This window comes from Nitrospira sp. (assembly GCA_035968315.1).
Classification (GTDB): Bacteria; Nitrospirota; Nitrospiria; order Nitrospirales; family Nitrospiraceae; genus Nitrospira_D.
The window spans coordinates 108,593-124,168 of record JAVYIN010000009.1 but is presented as its reverse complement, the minus strand read 5'-3'; the positions used below and the strand labels follow the sequence as shown (position 1 = coordinate 124,168).

Sequence of the window (15,576 nt, the reverse complement as noted above, 5' to 3'; positions counted from 1 at the left end):
CTGGCCCAAGAATACTGGAATGATTCACCAAGTCAAGCGGTTGCTTTCGTCTGCCCTCGGCAGTACCATGTCGCGCGAGTCCCTCCATGCGGAAATCAACAGCTCATGACGACGTCTTCAGCCTCTGACACCGATTGGCCTTTGCTGGAAGCCTGGTGGTGCCGGATGGCCGCGCGATTGGCCGTGCTCGACCGCGCCCAGGAATTTTTCAAGGCGATGCAATCCGGAAACCTGTTGGAGCGTATCGCGCAGGTTGGCGGGCAGGTGGACTACGTCCTCTTCGTGCTCATGCGCTATTGGGTGCCGACGGTGCTCCCGCCGCCGGGGCGTGAACGGCTGACCAAAAGCGATCCGGATTACTGGCTGGAGTCCGAGCAGATCTTGAAAGCGGCCGCAAAGCGGCTGCGCGAGTTGAGGCCTTTGATCGAACTGCTGACGACCCCTGGGCCGCTGTCCGATCCAGAGTCCGGCAAGCGAATCGGGACTTCGCCGGTGGTCGAAGTGGAATTGGCCAACATGATCGAAGGACTGGCCGAAGCGGCTGGAACGTACGGAGGCCCGGACTATACCTCTATCGTGAAGCAGTTCGATCCCGTTCCGTTACGGCAGACGCAGCCGTTCAAGCACAACAAGAAACACAGCGCCGAATTGTGGGTCGTGTTTCTGCTGCGGGAGCATCTCCGCAGCCTTGGGCTGGGGAAAGACCGCTATTGGCCGCTCGTGGCGCCGGTGTGCGCCGCGGCGGGCATTCTGCAAGCCAACGGGCAGCCCTATCCGCCGGACGAGCTCAAGTCCTGGTGGCAGAAAAATTGGCCGCGCACCTATCAACAATTGGGGCAGAAGCAAGAAGCCGCCGATTCGGGCGGCGCCGCATACGAACAGGACTTTCAGTGGTTCCAGGCCTGGATTGGCTGGCAGAGGCAGCGAAGCTAGTTCGCATCTCGGGTGCGCCTATGTTGAGATCATTGAGGCTGGTTTTGCGGGCCGGGGAAGCGTCTTGTCTCCCTCCGGTGGGCCGTCCTGGATCATCTTCACCAGGCCGGCGAGCGCGAGCACGTAGAGGGCAATGCCGACATAGATGACGTAGGGTTGCACGCCGCCGGATTCTTTGATCGCCTCTTCCTGCGCCGCCGGATTCAATGGCCCGGCTTTCTTAATCTCCGCAATGCCTTCTTTGCAGTGCCAATAGTACAGGTAGTTGGCCGTCGCTCCGGCCATGATGCTCCAGACCAAGCTCCCGCTGATATCCCCGGTGAGATAGCTGGAGACCATCGGCCCAATGGCATAGACAAAGGCATGGAGATACATCTTGCGGTAGAGAAACCAGAGAAACGAAATATAGAGGAACGCCGGCCAATTCCAGCTGAGCGCGAATTTCGGCTGGCCGTTCGAGGAGAATTTCTTGAACTGCCCCAGATAATAATCCGCATGGGGGCCGATAAATTGCCGCCACAGATCCTGGTCGGATGCGGGGGCATAGACCGGACTGTCGATCGTCGTCGACGCGGTGGTCTGTTCCACTGGGCTGGCCGTTGCGGCGGATCCGAGAGCCGTGCCGCATTGCGCGCAAAAGTTCGCGTCGTCGGAGTTGGGCTGTTGGCATTGACTGCAAGACGGCATGACGAAAGAGCTTACCACATTTGGGAGTCGGAGCACGTGGCGAATACCATATGACTGATGGCCGGATCCGGAATGGACCGATGGCCGCAGGCCTGTTTCACCCGCGCTCCTTATTGCTTTCGAGCTATCCCTATGCTAACTTTCCCCTTCTTTCTTAAGGGGATACGTCTGTCATGCCAACTGAAGAACTCAAAGATGGTGCCGCCAAATACCTGATGCAAACCTATGCGCGTCAGCCGATTTCTATCGTGCGGGGCCGTGGCTCCAAAGTCTATGATATGGAGGGCCGGGAATACATCGACTGTGTCGGTGGGATTGCGGTCAATATCCTCGGCCATGGCCACCCGGATCTGGTCCAGGCTATCCAGCGGCAGGCCGCGCAGCTCATCCATGTGTCGAATCTCTATTACACCGAGCCCCAAGTGAAGCTGGCGCAGATGCTGGTCGACCATTCCTTTGCCGACCGAGTCTTTTTCTGCAACAGCGGGGCCGAGGCCAATGAAGCGGCGATCAAGCTCGCCCGGCGTTATGGCCACGAGAAGCATGGAGCCGGCCGCTTTGAGATCATCACCATGAAGAATTCCTTCCATGGCCGAACCATGGCGACCCTCACGGCCACCGGTCAGGAGAAGGTGCAAAAGGGCTTCGAGCCGCTGGTGCCGGGGTTTGTGTATGCCCCGTTCAATGATTTTGCCGCGATCGAGAGCCTGGTGACCGAGAAGACTGCGGCAATCATGCTGGAGCCGATTCAGGGCGAAGGGGGCGTACATGTCGCCGAAAAAGGCTATCTCCAGAGCCTGAGAGAATTCTGCACGCAAAAAGACATTCTGCTCATCTTCGATGAAGTGCAGACCGGCATGGGGCGCACCGGGACGCTCTTTGCATACGAGCAATTGGGGGTGGCGCCGGACATTATGACCTTGGCGAAGGGACTCGGGGGCGGGATGCCCATTGGGGCCTGCTTGGCGAAGGACTCAGTGGCCGCGGTCTTTACCGCGGGGACGCATGCTTCGACGTTCGGGGGCAATCCATTGGCCTGCGCGGCTGGATTAGCCGTGTGCCGGGTGCTGCTCGAAGGACGTGTGCTCGATCAGGCGCGCCGCATGGGGGAATATCTTCAGAAAGGCCTGCTGGATCTCAAAGATCGCCATCGGATTGTTCGGGATGTGCGGGGGATCGGGTTGCTGCAATGTTTGGAGTTGGATATCGACGCCAAGGCCGTCGTCGCGGATTGCCTGTCCCGGGGCGTGCTGGTGAATGCGACCAGCGAGCGGGTGCTGCGCTTTGTGCCGCCGTTGATCATCACCCAGCAGGAAATTGACCGGGTGTTGGAGATCCTCTCGGCCATTTTCAATCAGCGGGCGCTGGCTGAAAAGGACGCGCATCACTGATATGGCAACCAAGCGGCCCTCCCAGAAGCGGTCCTCTGCCTATGCCAAGGATCTGTTGGATGTGGCGACTATGCCACGGACGCAGGTCGAGGAGTTGTTGCGCCTAGCGGCGGCCTTGAAGGTCAAGCAGCAGCGCGGCACGGCGCATTCGTTGCTGGCGGGGAAGACCCTGGGGCTGCTCTTTCAGAAGCCCTCCACACGGACGCGGGTCTCGTTTGAAGCCGGGATGAATCAGCTGGGCGGTCATGCCATGGTCTTGCCAATGGCGGAAATTCAGCTGTCGCGCGGAGAAAGCGTGGCGGATACGGCACGGGTGTTGTCGCGCTATCTCGACGGGATCGTCATTCGCACCTATGACCATGCCATCGTGCAGGAGTGGGCAGCCGAGGCCACGATGCCCGTCATCAACGGACTCACCGATTTAAGCCATCCCTGCCAGGCCCTCTCGGACTTGATGACGATCAAGGAACAGAAGCGGCGCCTGAAAGGAATAAAAATCGCCTATGTGGGAGATGGCAACAATGTGGCGAACTCGCTGATCGAAGCGGCCGCCAAGGTGGGGATGCAGATCGCGCTCGGCTGTCCTGCCGGCTATCAACCGGACCAGCATGTGGTGGACCGGGCCCGGCTCGAAGCCGCGCGCACCGGCGGCGCCATCGAGGTGTGCGTCGATCCGCAAATTGCCGTGAAAGAAGCCGATGTCGTCTATACCGATGTGTGGATCAGCATGGGCCGCGAGCGGGAGCAAGCCCGGCGCTTGCGCGCGCTGTCTCCCTATCAGTTGAACGGGCGGCTGCTCCAGAAGGCCAAGCCGGATGCCATCGTGATGCATTGTTTGCCGGCGCATCGCGGAGAAGAAATCACGGCCGAGGTGCTGGATGGGCCGCAGTCCGTCGTCATCGATCAAGCGGAAAACCGGCTCCATATGCAGAAGGCCATTTTGGTTCAGTTGCTGCGGCAGCAGAAAGGCAGGGCGTAAGCGGTCATCATGAAACAGACATCGATCAAGAAAATAGTTCTCGCGTATTCCGGCGGGCTCGATACCTCGGTCATTTTGAAGTGGCTGCAGGAAACCTATCAGGCGGAAGTGATCGCCTTTTGCGCCGACCTCGGCCAGGGGGAAGATCTTCAGGCCATCAAGGCGAAAGCGAAGAATCTTGGCGTGAAGAAGGTCTATGTCGAGGACCTGCGCGAGACCTTTGTGAAGGACTATGTGTTTCCAATGCTGCGCGGCAACGCGATGTACGAAGGCTGCTACTTGCTGGGGACGTCGATCGCCCGTCCGCTGATTGCCCGCCGCCAGGCCGAGATCGCCCTGAAGGAAGGCGCTGAGGCGGTATCGCATGGCGCCACAGGAAAGGGCAACGATCAGGTGCGGTTCGAGCTGACCTATATGGCGCTGGCTCCCGGCCTGAAGATTATCGCCCCGTGGCGCGAATGGACCCTGCGGTCGCGGCGTGAATGTATCGAATATGCCGACAAGCATGGCATTCCCGTGACGGCGACGAAGGCGAAGCCCTACAGCATGGACCTGAACCTCTTCCACGTGAGCTACGAGGGCGGCATTCTCGAAGATCCCTGGAAGTCGCCGCCGGATGAAATCTTCCAGATGACGGTGTCTCCGGAGAAAGCGCCGAACAAGCCGCTGGAAGTGGAAATCGAGTACGAGCAGGGCAACCCGGTTGCCGTGGACGGCAAGAAGATGAGCCCGGCCAAACTGCTGGCGCATCTCAATCAACTGGGCGGCGCGCACGGAGTGGGCCGCGTGGATCTGGTCGAGAACCGCTATGTCGGGATGAAGTCGCGGGGCGTCTATGAAACACCGGGCGGGACGATCCTGCACGTGGCGCATCGCGGGCTTGAATCGTTGACGATGGATCGCGAAGTGCTGCATTTCCGCGACAGCTTGATTCCACGCTTCGCTGACCTGATTTACAACGGCTACTGGTTCAGCCCGGAGCGGGAAATGATTCAGACGGCGATCGACGAAGCCCAAAAGGATGTGTCGGGCACGGCGCGCGTCAAGCTGTACAAGGGCAGCTGCACGCTCGCGGGCCGCAAGTCCAAGAATTCGCTGTATCGGCTGGATATCGCGACCTTTGAGGAAGACGACGTCTATAACCAAAAAGACGCCGAGGGATTTATCCGGTTGAACGCGTTGCGGCTCAAGATCCGGGCGCAGAGGCGGAAAGCGAAGTCCTAATGGCCAGTCGGACACCTGACAGGGCCCGAAAGGGCAAGCCGAACAAGGCGTGGGCCGGCCGGTTTCGCGAGCAGACGAACCGGCTGGTCGAAGACTTCTCGCGCTCGGTGGCGGTTGATCGGCGGCTGTACGCGCACGACATTCAAGGGAGCCTCGCCCATTGCCGTACCCTCGAAAAGGCCGGGGTGCTCACCAAGAAGGAAACGGCGGCCATCGTCAAAGGCTTGCAGTCGGTGCTGCGCGAGCTGGAACAGAACCGGTTCCGGTTTCTTCCGGAGGATGAAGATATTCACATGGCGATCGAGCGGCGGCTGACCGAAGTGATCGGACCGCTGGGCGGCAAGCTCCATACGGGGCGGAGCCGGAACGATCAGGTCGCCTTGGACGTCCGTTTATACCTGCGGGATGAGGTCGCGAGGCTCATCGGGCGGTTGACCGAATTCCAGCGGGTCCTGGTCGCGCAGGCGCAGGCTCATGGCGATGTCCCGATGCCGGGCTATACGCACTTGCAGCGCGCCCAACCGGTGTTATTCGCCCATCATTTGCTCGCCTATGTCGAAATGTTCGACCGCGACAAGGGGCGGCTTGGAGACGCGCGCACGCGATTGAATGTCATGCCGCTGGGGTCCGGCGCATTGGCCGGGTCCAATTACCCGGTGGATCGGCTCTATACGGCGTCGCTGCTGGATTTCCCCGCTGTAACGCACAACAGTCTCGATGCGGTGTCGGATCGGGATTTCATGATCGAAGTGTCGTCGGCGCTGGCCGTGATCATGATGCATCTCTCGCGGATGAGCGAGGAGCTGATCATTTGGGCCACGCAAGAGTTTCATTTCGTCGACTTGCCGGACGGGTTCTGCACGGGCAGCAGCATGATGCCGCAGAAGAAAAATCCTGATGTGCCAGAATTGGTGCGCGGGAAGACCGGCCGTGTGTACGGCCATCTGATGAGTCTCTTGACGACCTTGAAGGCCTTGCCGCTCAGCTATAACCGTGATCTGCAAGAAGACAAGCCCGCGCTCTTCGACGCGCTCGATACGACGCAGGATTCCGTGGCGGTCATGACGGAGTTGATGCGCCGGTTGACGGTGGATCGGGACGCGCTGACGAGGGCGCTGACGGGCGGCGGCATGCTGGCCACGGAGATCGCGGATTATTTGGTGATCAAGGGAGTACCATTCAGAGAGGCCCATGCGATCACCGGCCGTGTGGTCCGCTGGGCGCTTGATGAGGGCCGGGAGTTGTCGGATCTCTCGGTCGAAGACTTGCGCCCGTTTTCTCCCCGCTTCGATCCGTCGGTGTTGCAACGATTGACGGTGCAGGGGGCGATTGATCGAAAGGCGCAGATCGGCGGCACCGCGCGAAAACAGGTGGCCCGCCGTATTCAGGCATGGATGAAGACGCTGGCATGACCTACGCTGGTTCGATCGTTCTGCTGTCAGGCCTTCTTGCGCTGGGAACGCTGATGGGCTGCGGGATTGTCGGTCCGCCCATTCCACCGGAGGATGTGGGAGTGGCCCGGACGATCGCTCAGCAGAAAAAACAGCATGAGCGCGAGGCGGCAGGCCAAAAACGAAAGATTGAGGAGCCGGTGACGGGGGAGGGCACCCCGCTGGCCCCGGTGGGGCAAGACCAAGAGTTGCCGCCGTTACGGCCGGTCGGGACCAGGTAGGGTCGAGGGAGACGATTGAAGGCCGCAGGGTTGATGATGAAGCGCGAGGCCGTGAAGACGGCTGTATCTTATATCACCGTTCGATTCCGGGTGTTTCGAGGTGTGTGCGAGTTGCCCGGCGTCGAGTTACTCAACGAGGATGTGCACGATGAATGATTTTGTCTATCGGGAGGGGGAGCTGTACTGCGAACAGGTTCCGGTCAGCCGGATCGTCAAGGAGGTCGGCACCCCCTGTTATGTCTATAGCTATTCCACGCTGGTGCGGCATTTCCGGGCCTACGACGGCGCGTTCAAAAATATTCCGCACATCATTGCCTTTGCCATGAAGTCGAACTCCAACTTGGCCGTGTTGAGCTTGATGGCCAAGGAAGGCAGCGGGGTCGATATCGTGTCCGGCGGTGAACTCTATCGGGCACTGAAGGCGGGGGTGCCGACGTCCAAAATCGTGTTCGCGGGGGTCGGCAAGAATCCCGATGAAATTCGGGATGCCTTGAAGGCCGACATTCTCATGTTCAACGTCGAGTCGTCGGCCGAGTTGCGGGCGATCAACGATGTGGCCGCGTCCGTGGGATGCCGTGCGCGCGTCGCGCTCCGCATCAATCCGGACATCGACCCGAAGACGCATCCGTATATCTCCACCGGCCTGAAGAAGAGCAAGTTCGGGATTGCCGCCGATCGGGCGCTGGAAGAGTTCAAGCTCGCGGCATCATTGAAGCACATCGAGGTGGTGGGGGTTCATAAACACATCGGTTCGCAGTTGACCGATGTGACGCCGTTCGTCGAAGCGTTGAAGAAAGTGCTCAAGCTGGTCGAAACGCTCAAGGAATCCGGCATTAATATTCAGTATCTCAATATCGGCGGCGGCTTGGGCATCACCTATTCGGATGAGACGCCGCCGCTGCCGCAAGATTTAGCCGACGCGATTTTCCCGCATGTTCGCGATCTCAAGGTGACGCTCATTATGGAGCCGGGCCGGGTCATCGTCGGGAATGCGGGCATCCTGGTGACAAAGGCCCTCTATCTGAAGGAGGGGGAATCCAAGAGCTTCGTCATCGTGGATGCGGCGATGAACGACCTGATCCGCCCCAGCCTGTACGGGGCCTATCATGAAATTCGTCCCGTTCTTGAAGCAGCCGGCCACCGGCCGAAGCACCAGGTGGATATCGTCGGGCCGGTCTGCGAGTCCGGCGATTTTCTGGCGAAGGATCGTTCACTGGCCGAAATCAAGCCGGGCGAGGCGCTGGCGGTGATGAGCGCGGGTGCGTACGGATTTGTCATGTCCTCCAATTACAATTCCAGGCCACGCGTGCCGGAAGTGTTAGTGAAAGATGGGGAGATTCATGTCATCCGGAAGCGGGAAACGTTTGACGATTTGGTCAAGGGCGAGGCGATCCCGGGATTTTTGAGGTAACCATGTACCCGGAGGGCGGGCGGCTCTCCGTGGTTTCAGAAGGAGCACCCATGTTTGCCGGCTCTCACATTGCGATAGTCACGCCTTTTCGGAAGGGAAAATTCGACGAACGGGCTTTTGGCGATCTCATCGAATGGCAGATCGCCCAAGGCACAGACGGAATTGTGCCCTGCGGAACCACCGGGGAATCGGCGACGCTGTCGCATGAAGAGCACAGCCGGGTGATCGAGTTGACGGTCGAGGTCGTCAATCGGCGGGTGCCGGTGATCGCAGGAACTGGATCGAACAGCACTGACGAAGCGATTTCTCTGACGAAACATGCCAAAGAGGCCGGGGCCGACGGCGCATTGCTCATTACGCCCTACTACAACAAGCCTACGCAAGAGGGGTTATATCGCCACTACAAGGCCATTGCGGAAGCCGTCGAGATTCCCATCGTGCTCTACAACATCCCTGGGCGAACGGGCGTCAATATGCTTCCGGCGACCATTGCCCGTCTGGCGGCCATTCAGAATATCGTCGGGGTCAAAGAAGGGAGCGGATCGGTCCAACAGGCGTCGGAGATCGTGCAGACGTGTGGCGATCGCCTGACGGTGCTGGCCGGTGATGATGCTCTCACGCTCCCGATGATGGCGGTCGGCGCCAAGGGGGTCATTACCGTCACCGCCAATCTCCTCCCTGCCGATATGGCGAAGTTGGTCAAGTCTTTTGCGGCAGGACAGGTCGAGGAAGCGAGGCGGATCCATTTCAAGCTCTCGCCGCTCTTCTCCGCGTTGTTTCTTGAAACGAATCCCATTCCCGTCAAAGAGGCCTTGGGGATGATGGGCAAGATCGATCCGGAACTCCGGCTGCCGCTCTGTCCGATGGCTCAGGAGAATCGCGAAAAGTTGACGTGTGTCATGAAGGATAGCGGCTTAATTTAGCGGGTGAAGAAAAAGGAACCGACGACGTCATGGTCAAAGTCATTGTCGCAGGGGCAGCGGGTCGAATGGGGTGCCGGTTGGTGTCGCTGGTGCGGGATTCGGCCGGATTGATGCTGGCCGGGGCCATTGAAGGCCGAGGCCATCACGCGTTGGGGAAGGATGCCGGAGAGACGGCCGGCTCCGGACGGGCCGGGGTCGCGATTACCGACGACCTGGGAGCCTTGATGGATCGCGGCGAGGTCTTGATCGACTTTTCAGCCCCCGAAGCGACGCTCGAACATTTTCGCATTATGGCCCAGCACCGGCGGGCGATGGTGATTGGCACGACCGGGTTTTCTCCTGCTGAACTCGACGAGATCAAGGCGCTGGCGCGCCAGGTGCCTTGTGTGCTTTCCCCCAATATGAGCGTGGGCGTGAATCTGATCTGCAAGGTGATCGGCGAGATGGCGAAGACGTTGGGCGACGACTACGATATCGAAGTGATCGAGGCCCATCACCGCCTGAAGAAAGATGCGCCCAGCGGCACGGCCCTGAAGATTGCCGAAGTGCTGGCCAGTGCCGTCAATCGGGATCTCGGCAAAGTCGGAGTTTATGCCAGGAAGGGCCTGATTGGGGAGCGCACGAAGCAGGAAATTGGCATTCAAACGATTCGCGCCGGCGACATTGTCGGCGACCATACGATTCTCTTTGGCGGCATGGGCGAGCGCATCGAAGTCACGCATCGCGCCAGTAGCCGGGACACCTTTGCCGGTGGGGCGCTGCGAGCGGCCCAGTGGGTCGTGCGCCAGCCGCCCGGGCTCTATGACATGATGGATGTGTTGGGGCTACGGTAACTCCGCTCGAGATTTTCCTCCTCTTGGCAGAAACACGGGACGCTGTCCGGGAGCGCCCTCTCTTTTCTTCTCATTGAAAGCCGCGGTAAATCTGACTGGGCGTCGCCTGGCCTTTCGAGCGTTCGCGGCAAGTTCAGTGGAGCTGGAATTATCCAGTGATACAAGAGGGCGTCAATTCGAGGAAAGCGTGGTATTCGAAAACGAATGTCCGCACAGGGCGCAGGAAATGATGAGTTGATCTCTGGAGTAACTGATCAATTTGTAGCAGGATGGACAGCAGAGGACTGTGATCTTGGGGATGGTCACAAGCTTTGTGACCATGGGCTTCACCGGGTTGTCCCGGTAGAACCAGGGCGAGTCGCACCAACCCCCACGCCTTCCTTGGAGCGAGCCTCCTTGGCGGCTGAAAGCCGAGCGTAGAGCAATTGGGCGGCCTCCGTCCACTCGGGGTTTGACGGAGCTCCGATAAAGGCGGCTTCGGCCGCCTTCTGCTCATCGTACGTTAGCGGTTTTGGTTCTGCCATCGTGCGATCAATGTCTGGCCGTGATGGGTCGAGGTTCCTGGTCCGCTGCTTTCCTACGACCACAATTTAAGCACGCAAACACTGTGATCGCAAGTCCTGCGTCCAAATCCACAGCCCGTTCCGGCAACATTGATCCGCGGCACTTATCGCATGTCTTCATAATGAGTAAACTGTAACACTTCCAATAATGGATGGATATACTTCTGAAGTACTGGATGCCGAGGCCAAGAGGCCCTACTTTCGTGATGCATATAGGTCCTTTGTCCATTTTTCTAATGTTGAGCGGTGGACACGTACGAAGGCTTTACCTTGACAGGCTACAGCCCATTCCATAGGATTGTGGGCTTCCTGGAGCGTACCCACTATGTATAGATTATTGCTGGTCGTTTCCCTATTACTCATCCTCATTTACTTATTGAGGAATGTGTTTTGGGGGACAAAGAGAAAAGAAGGTAGATATCCCCTACAGGGAGATCAGATGGTGCAGGATCCTGTCTGCAAGGTCTTTATCCCAAGAGGGTCAGCGATTGTTCGGCAGATAGGCGCGGTGACACATTGTTTCTGTAGTCAGACTTGTGCGGACGAGTTTCAGAAACAGCCACGGAATTAGCAACCGGAATAACTGTAATCCGATAACTTCTCTTCTTTGTCGAACTTGAGGATAATCTGACATTGGTTGGGAGAGAAGTTGAATAACGGGGGACCCGATTTCCCGCCGGCGATGCGGTAATAGGTCCAGGTTTCGCCGCCAAAAAATCTGGGCGCCTTCCCGTCCGGGGTGCCCCAGTTTTTTTCAAACCAGGCTTTGTCTTTCCCCTGGAGTTCGGCCGGCTTGAGCGAGGCTTCGAGATAAGGATTGCCGCCGCCGCAAGCGGTCAGGGCCAAGCAACCAACGAGCAGCCAGACAGATCGGCGCATAAGACATCTCCTCCGTCGCATGGGTCCCGAAACGCATCAGACAGGAATTCGTTGACGCTCGGATTCTAACCATGGGTCGGAGGCCTGTCAAACAACCGCCAGCCGTTGCGGGACGCGACGGTTCTCCTTACAATACAAAACTCCAGCGCATTCGTTGAGCGCCTCTTCATTCAGATACGAAAGGATCAGCACATGAAATTCTATCTTGATACCGCCAACGTGAAGGAAATTCAGGAAGCCGCCAGCTTGGGGCTGCTCGATGGCGTGACGACGAATCCATCCCTCGTGGCCAAGGAAGGCCGCAGCTTCAAGGAGATGCTGGTCGAAATCTGCAACATTGTGGATGGCCCCATCAGCGCCGAAGTCGTCAGTGTCGAAGCCGATGCGATGGTGAAAGAGGGAAAAGAGCTGGCCAAGATTCACAAGAACATCGTGGTCAAAGTCCCGCTCATTCCGGAAGGGCTGAAAGCGACGAAGCGCATGGCGGCCGAGGGGATCAAGGTGAACGTGACGCTCTGTTTCTCTCCGACGCAGGCGCTGCTCGCAGCCAAAGCCGGGGCCTGGTGCGTCTCGCCCTTCATCGGCCGTCTCGACGATATCAGTTCGAACGGAATGGAACTCATCCGGCAGATCATCACCATCTACAAAAACTATGACTATAAGACCTATGTCTTGGTCGCGAGCGTCCGTCATCCGCAGCATGTGGTGGAAGCGGCCTTGGCCGGCGGGCACATCTGCACCATGCCCTACTCAATCTTCCAGCAGCTGGTGAAGCATCCCTTGACCGATATCGGTCTCAAGAAGTTTTTGGCCGATTGGGACGCCCAGGCGAAGAAATAAACGTGGTGCGCGGGGGCGCGGGCGGCTTCTCCAGCTCGCCTCGTGCCCTCGCAAATACGGAGTGGAACATCGGCCGCGTCAGTTTCCCGGTGAAGGTATTTTGCTGGCTCGGGTGATAAGACCCGAGCAGCGTGATCCCCCAGGGAAGGATATAGGCCGCACCGTGGCCGAACTTCGGCGCGGGGGATGGTTTCGTGAGGCCGCCGGCCTGGCAGGCTTTGAGATAGTGATCGAAGGCGATCTTGCCCAGCGCCACCACTACCCTCATCTGTGTGAGCAGTCTCAATTCATCCAGCAGGAAGCCCTGGCAATGGGCAAATTCCTCCGGCAGTGGCTTATTGTCCGGCGGGGCACAGCGCACAGTCGCGCCGATATAGCAATCAGTCAGCACCATGCCGTCGTCGCGGTGCGTTGAGGCCGCTTGGCTGGCGAAGCCGAATCGGTGCAGCGCGTCATACAGCCAATCGCCACTGCGATCGCCGGTAAAGACACGGCCTGTGCGGTTGCCTCCATGAGCAGCGGGGGCGAGGCCCAGCACATAGAGCCGAGCCTGTGGATCGCCGAATCCCGGGATCGGGCGCCCCCAGTAGGTCTGTTCCATGAATTGACGGCGTTTCGTGCTGGCGATGGATTCCCGATAGGCAACAAGACGCGGGCAGGCGGTGCAGCAGATGATGTGTCGATTCAGAACCGAGAGCGAACGCATAGAATGCGCAGTGTAGCATGACAGAGAATGTGATTCGTACTTGCCGGGTCTTCCCCTTGCTGTTAGCATGGCGACAATCATCCCGCATTTATTCTTCGTCTGAATAAGAGGAGTCGCACGGATGGCAGGGAGTCATGCACGAGTGGGGTATTGGATCCTGACGGTTCTTCTCTCCTGTGGCGCAGGTCCGGTCATGGCGCAAGCCGGCGCAGATCCGTCGGACGTCAAGGAGGCAGCCAAGTCGGAGACGGGGCTCCGAGACCTCGTTCTTCCTGAGCCGCTGGAAGGGCAGGCGGAACCCGAAGATCGCCTGGTCATTCTGCCCGAGATCAAGCGCGAGGGCGAACGCTACTTTCTCAGCTCCTTCAAATTGCCGGATAAACTGACGTTTGCCGGCCAGACCATCCCGCTCGATAATTGGCAAGTGCGTGAGCGCATCGAGTACGAGTTCTATCAATTTTTGGAAGATCAGGGTGAAAGCATCATTCTGGCGAAGCGCACCGGCCGCTGTTTCCCCCCGGCGGAAAAACAGTTGGCGGACAACGGGTTGCCGGATGATCTCAAGTACATGCTGCTGGTCGAGAGCAAGTGCATCGCGGCGGCCTATTCCAAAGCCAAGGCGTCCGGTCCCTGGCAATTTATCCCTTCGACGGGCCGGCGGTATCATTTGAAAAGTGACGCGGTGCTGGACGAGCGGCGGAGCTTGGAGATGTCCACCGAAGCGGCGATCAAGTACCTCAAGTATTTGAAAGACTTTCAGCAGAACGACTGGTTTCTGGCCATGGCCTCCTACAATGCGGGGGAAGAGCGAGTCCGGAAACTCCTGAAAGAGCAGAAGATTACCGACTATTGGAAGATGCATGGACCGCGCGAGACGATGCGCTATGTCCCGCGGATCATTGCGGCCAAGGAGATTTATTCACAGCCGGAAAAGTATCTGGGATTGACGAAGAAAGATCTCTACATGCCGGTCGAGGTCGAAACCGTGACGGTGAATGTGAAGGAGGCGCAACGGAACCTCACCTCCATTGCCGAAGAGTTTGGCACCTATTTCCTCGAACTCAAGATGCTCAATCCGGAGTTCAAGAAAGATGTGCTGCCCAAAGGCACGTACCAGATTAAGGTGCCTCGACAGACGTGCCCGAACCGGTGTTTTAAGCAGGACAAGACACCCTAATCGACTCCCATGCGTCTTCAGATTCCGGCTTCCCCCGCTCGATCGGTCATTGCTCGGTTGATCCGGGCGGGCCTAGAGGCCTCGGATCCTGCCCTCGTGCTTCCTCGCATAGTCCGCCGAGAGGGCCACATCCTCCATGTCGGACGCCGCCGCTACGACCTGCGGTCGTTTGATCGCGTGGTGGTGGTCGGCGCCGGGAAAGCCGCCGCTCGTATGGTGCAAGCGCTTGAACGTGTGGTGGGGCCGCGCTTGGAAGGCGGGCTCGTCGTGGTCAAGAAAGGCCATCGCGTGCCGACCAGGCGGGTGACTGTCATGGAGGCGGGGCATCCTATTCCCGATCGTGCAGGGCTCAAGGCGGCGGTGGAGCTGCGCAAGCACGTGGCCAGCTGTGGCGCACGCGATCTCCTGTTTGTGGTCATTTCCGGAGGAGCCTCCAGTCTGATCCCTGCTCCCGTTCCAGGGGTGCATCTGGCCGACAAGCGGAGAATGACGGAGCTGCTTCTTCGCAGCGGCGCCACAATTCACGACATCAATATTGTCCGGAAGCATCTGTCCGCCATCAAGGGCGGGCGGCTTGCCGAATCCACCACGGCTACAATGGTCACGCTCATCCTGTCTGACGTAATTGGGGATGACCTTGCTTCCATCGGATCAGGGCCGACGATGCCTGACCCTTCCAGCTTCCAGGATGCCATTGCCGTGCTGAAACGCTATCGCCTCTGGGCCACTGCGCCGGACTCGATTCGCGAATACCTGGCGCGGGGGCGGCAGGGTGTGGTGCGCGAGACACCCAAGCCGGGTGCACGATTCCGGCGCGTGCAGCACGAGATTATTGGAAACAACGCACAGGCGTTGGCGGCCATTGAGGCAGCAGCGAGGCAGGCCGGACTTCGCACGGTGCTCTTCTCGACTGCGCTCGTCGGCGAGGCGGCTCAGGAGGGAGAAGATTTTGCTGCGTTGGCCGAGCGTCTGGCGTCAGGAAAGGGCATGCTTCGGCGGCCTTGTTGTGTGGTGGCTGGCGGAGAACCGACGGTGACGGTCACAGGGCATGGCAAGGGTGGCCGCGCGCAAGAATTCGCCGTGGCGGCGGCGCGTAAGATTGGAGGCCTTCCCAACATTTGGATTGCCGCTGTGGGGACCGATGGGACCGACGGTCCGACCGATGTGGCCGGGGCCGTGGTATCCGGAGGCACGCTGGAGCAGGCGAAAGAAAAAGGAATCAGCCTGCGGCGCGCCCTCCTGGCGCACGACACCTATCGCGCGCTGAAGTCGCTCAAGAGCCACATCGTGACCGGCCCCACAGGAACCAATGTGAACGACCTGTACATCTTGCTCGCCTTGTAGCAGTATTCTTGTCC

At 59.1% G+C, this 15,576-nt stretch carries 15 protein-coding genes; 12 read left to right on the top strand and 3 right to left on the bottom strand.

Going from position 1 to position 15,576, the window contains the following annotated elements; all coding sequences use genetic code 11:
* Nucleotides 1-105: 105 nt before the first annotated feature.
* The gene (locus RI101_13875; GenBank protein ID MEC4891139.1) at nucleotides 106-933 is read left to right on the top strand and encodes a hypothetical protein; all 828 of its coding nucleotides are present in this window, start codon (nucleotides 106-108) and stop codon (nucleotides 931-933) included.
* A gap of 18 nt (nucleotides 934-951) precedes the next feature.
* Here the strand turns inward: RI101_13875 and RI101_13870 are convergent, their stop codons facing one another.
* Nucleotides 952-1,521 carry a DUF2628 domain-containing protein gene (locus tag RI101_13870; protein MEC4891138.1) on the bottom strand — a complete coding sequence of 190 codons (570 nt, stop codon included), beginning with the start codon at nucleotides 1,519-1,521 and terminating at the stop codon, nucleotides 952-954.
* 272 nt (nucleotides 1,522-1,793) lie between these two features.
* Between RI101_13870 and RI101_13865 the strand changes: the two genes are divergently transcribed.
* The 8 genes from RI101_13865 to dapB all read left to right on the top strand — a co-directional run bounded on the left by RI101_13865 (nucleotide 1,794) and on the right by dapB (nucleotide 10,053).
* Nucleotides 1,794-3,011, top strand: coding sequence for an acetylornithine transaminase (locus tag RI101_13865; GenBank protein ID MEC4891137.1), 1,218 nt, complete (start codon nucleotides 1,794-1,796; stop codon nucleotides 3,009-3,011).
* 1 nt (nucleotide 3,012) lies between these two features.
* The gene (argF, locus tag RI101_13860) at nucleotides 3,013-3,990 is read left to right on the top strand and encodes an ornithine carbamoyltransferase (GenBank protein ID MEC4891136.1); all 978 of its coding nucleotides are present in this window, start codon (nucleotides 3,013-3,015) and stop codon (nucleotides 3,988-3,990) included.
* A gap of 9 nt (nucleotides 3,991-3,999) precedes the next feature.
* The gene (locus tag RI101_13855) at nucleotides 4,000-5,214 is read left to right on the top strand and encodes an argininosuccinate synthase (GenBank protein ID MEC4891135.1); all 1,215 of its coding nucleotides are present in this window, start codon (nucleotides 4,000-4,002) and stop codon (nucleotides 5,212-5,214) included.
* Entirely contained in the window at nucleotides 5,214-6,626 is a 1,413-nt protein-coding gene (gene argH / locus RI101_13850) for an argininosuccinate lyase (GenBank protein ID MEC4891134.1), read from the top strand. Before RI101_13855 ends, argH begins: the two co-directional genes overlap by 1 nt.
* Nucleotides 6,623-6,886 (top strand): hypothetical protein, encoded by a 264-nt coding sequence (locus RI101_13845; GenBank protein MEC4891133.1) that lies wholly within the window; start codon nucleotides 6,623-6,625, stop codon nucleotides 6,884-6,886. The genes argH and RI101_13845 overlap by 4 nt, the downstream gene beginning before the upstream one ends.
* Before the next feature lie 148 nt (nucleotides 6,887-7,034).
* Entirely contained in the window at nucleotides 7,035-8,297 is a 1,263-nt protein-coding gene (lysA, locus tag RI101_13840) for a diaminopimelate decarboxylase (GenBank protein ID MEC4891132.1), read from the top strand.
* A 50-nt stretch (nucleotides 8,298-8,347) separates the two neighbouring features.
* The gene (dapA, locus tag RI101_13835) at nucleotides 8,348-9,220 is read left to right on the top strand and encodes a 4-hydroxy-tetrahydrodipicolinate synthase (GenBank protein ID MEC4891131.1); all 873 of its coding nucleotides are present in this window, start codon (nucleotides 8,348-8,350) and stop codon (nucleotides 9,218-9,220) included.
* A gap of 29 nt (nucleotides 9,221-9,249) precedes the next feature.
* Complete coding sequence (gene dapB, locus RI101_13830; protein ID MEC4891130.1) at nucleotides 9,250-10,053, top strand: 4-hydroxy-tetrahydrodipicolinate reductase; 804 nt, start codon at nucleotides 9,250-9,252, stop codon at nucleotides 10,051-10,053.
* A 1,130-nt stretch (nucleotides 10,054-11,183) separates the two neighbouring features.
* Here the strand turns inward: dapB and RI101_13825 are convergent.
* Entirely contained in the window at nucleotides 11,184-11,495 is a 312-nt protein-coding gene (locus RI101_13825; protein ID MEC4891129.1) for a hypothetical protein, read from the bottom strand.
* A gap of 192 nt (nucleotides 11,496-11,687) precedes the next feature.
* Here RI101_13825 and fsa point away from each other — a divergent pair, with 192 nt between their 5' ends.
* The gene (gene fsa / locus RI101_13820) at nucleotides 11,688-12,335 is read left to right on the top strand and encodes a fructose-6-phosphate aldolase (GenBank protein MEC4891128.1); all 648 of its coding nucleotides are present in this window, start codon (nucleotides 11,688-11,690) and stop codon (nucleotides 12,333-12,335) included.
* On the opposite strand, the gene RI101_13815 is transcribed toward fsa, so the two are convergent.
* Nucleotides 12,292-13,041, bottom strand: coding sequence for a uracil-DNA glycosylase (locus tag RI101_13815; protein MEC4891127.1), 750 nt, complete (start codon nucleotides 13,039-13,041; stop codon nucleotides 12,292-12,294). The two genes, fsa and RI101_13815, sit on opposite strands and share 44 nt — an antisense overlap.
* Nucleotides 13,042-13,162: 121 nt before the next feature.
* On the opposite strand from RI101_13815, the gene RI101_13810 reads away from it, so the two are divergent.
* Together RI101_13810 and RI101_13805 are read left to right on the top strand one after the other, a co-directional pair.
* Nucleotides 13,163-14,218, top strand: a complete 1,056-nt coding sequence (locus RI101_13810) for a lytic transglycosylase domain-containing protein (GenBank protein MEC4891126.1) — start codon at nucleotides 13,163-13,165, stop codon at nucleotides 14,216-14,218.
* Between the two features lie 9 nt (nucleotides 14,219-14,227).
* Nucleotides 14,228-15,562, top strand: a complete 1,335-nt coding sequence (locus RI101_13805; GenBank protein MEC4891125.1) for a glycerate kinase — start codon at nucleotides 14,228-14,230, stop codon at nucleotides 15,560-15,562.
* The last annotated feature ends 14 nt before the right edge of the window (nucleotides 15,563-15,576 follow it).

Bases quoted from the DNA above. Each gene is read 5' to 3' on its own strand.
- RI101_13875 (MEC4891139.1), top strand. From the start codon at position 106: ATGACGACGTCTTCAGCCTCTGACACCGATTGGCCTTTGCTGGAAGCC.
- RI101_13865 (MEC4891137.1), top strand. From the start codon at position 1,794: ATGCCAACTGAAGAACTCAAAGATGGTGCCGCCAAATACCTGATGCAA.
- argF (MEC4891136.1), top strand. From the start codon at position 3,013: ATGGCAACCAAGCGGCCCTCCCAGAAGCGGTCCTCTGCCTATGCCAAG.
- RI101_13855 (MEC4891135.1), top strand. From the start codon at position 4,000: ATGAAACAGACATCGATCAAGAAAATAGTTCTCGCGTATTCCGGCGGG.
- argH (MEC4891134.1), top strand. From the start codon at position 5,214: ATGGCCAGTCGGACACCTGACAGGGCCCGAAAGGGCAAGCCGAACAAG.
- RI101_13845 (MEC4891133.1), top strand. From the start codon at position 6,623: ATGACCTACGCTGGTTCGATCGTTCTGCTGTCAGGCCTTCTTGCGCTG.
- lysA (MEC4891132.1), top strand. From the start codon at position 7,035: ATGAATGATTTTGTCTATCGGGAGGGGGAGCTGTACTGCGAACAGGTT.
- dapA (MEC4891131.1), top strand. From the start codon at position 8,348: ATGTTTGCCGGCTCTCACATTGCGATAGTCACGCCTTTTCGGAAGGGA.
- dapB (MEC4891130.1), top strand. From the start codon at position 9,250: ATGGTCAAAGTCATTGTCGCAGGGGCAGCGGGTCGAATGGGGTGCCGG.
- RI101_13825 (MEC4891129.1), bottom strand. From the start codon at position 11,495: ATGCGCCGATCTGTCTGGCTGCTCGTTGGTTGCTTGGCCCTGACCGCT.
- fsa (MEC4891128.1), top strand. From the start codon at position 11,688: ATGAAATTCTATCTTGATACCGCCAACGTGAAGGAAATTCAGGAAGCC.
- RI101_13815 (MEC4891127.1), bottom strand. From the start codon at position 13,041: ATGCGTTCGCTCTCGGTTCTGAATCGACACATCATCTGCTGCACCGCC.
- RI101_13810 (MEC4891126.1), top strand. From the start codon at position 13,163: ATGGCAGGGAGTCATGCACGAGTGGGGTATTGGATCCTGACGGTTCTT.
- RI101_13805 (MEC4891125.1), top strand. From the start codon at position 14,228: ATGCGTCTTCAGATTCCGGCTTCCCCCGCTCGATCGGTCATTGCTCGG.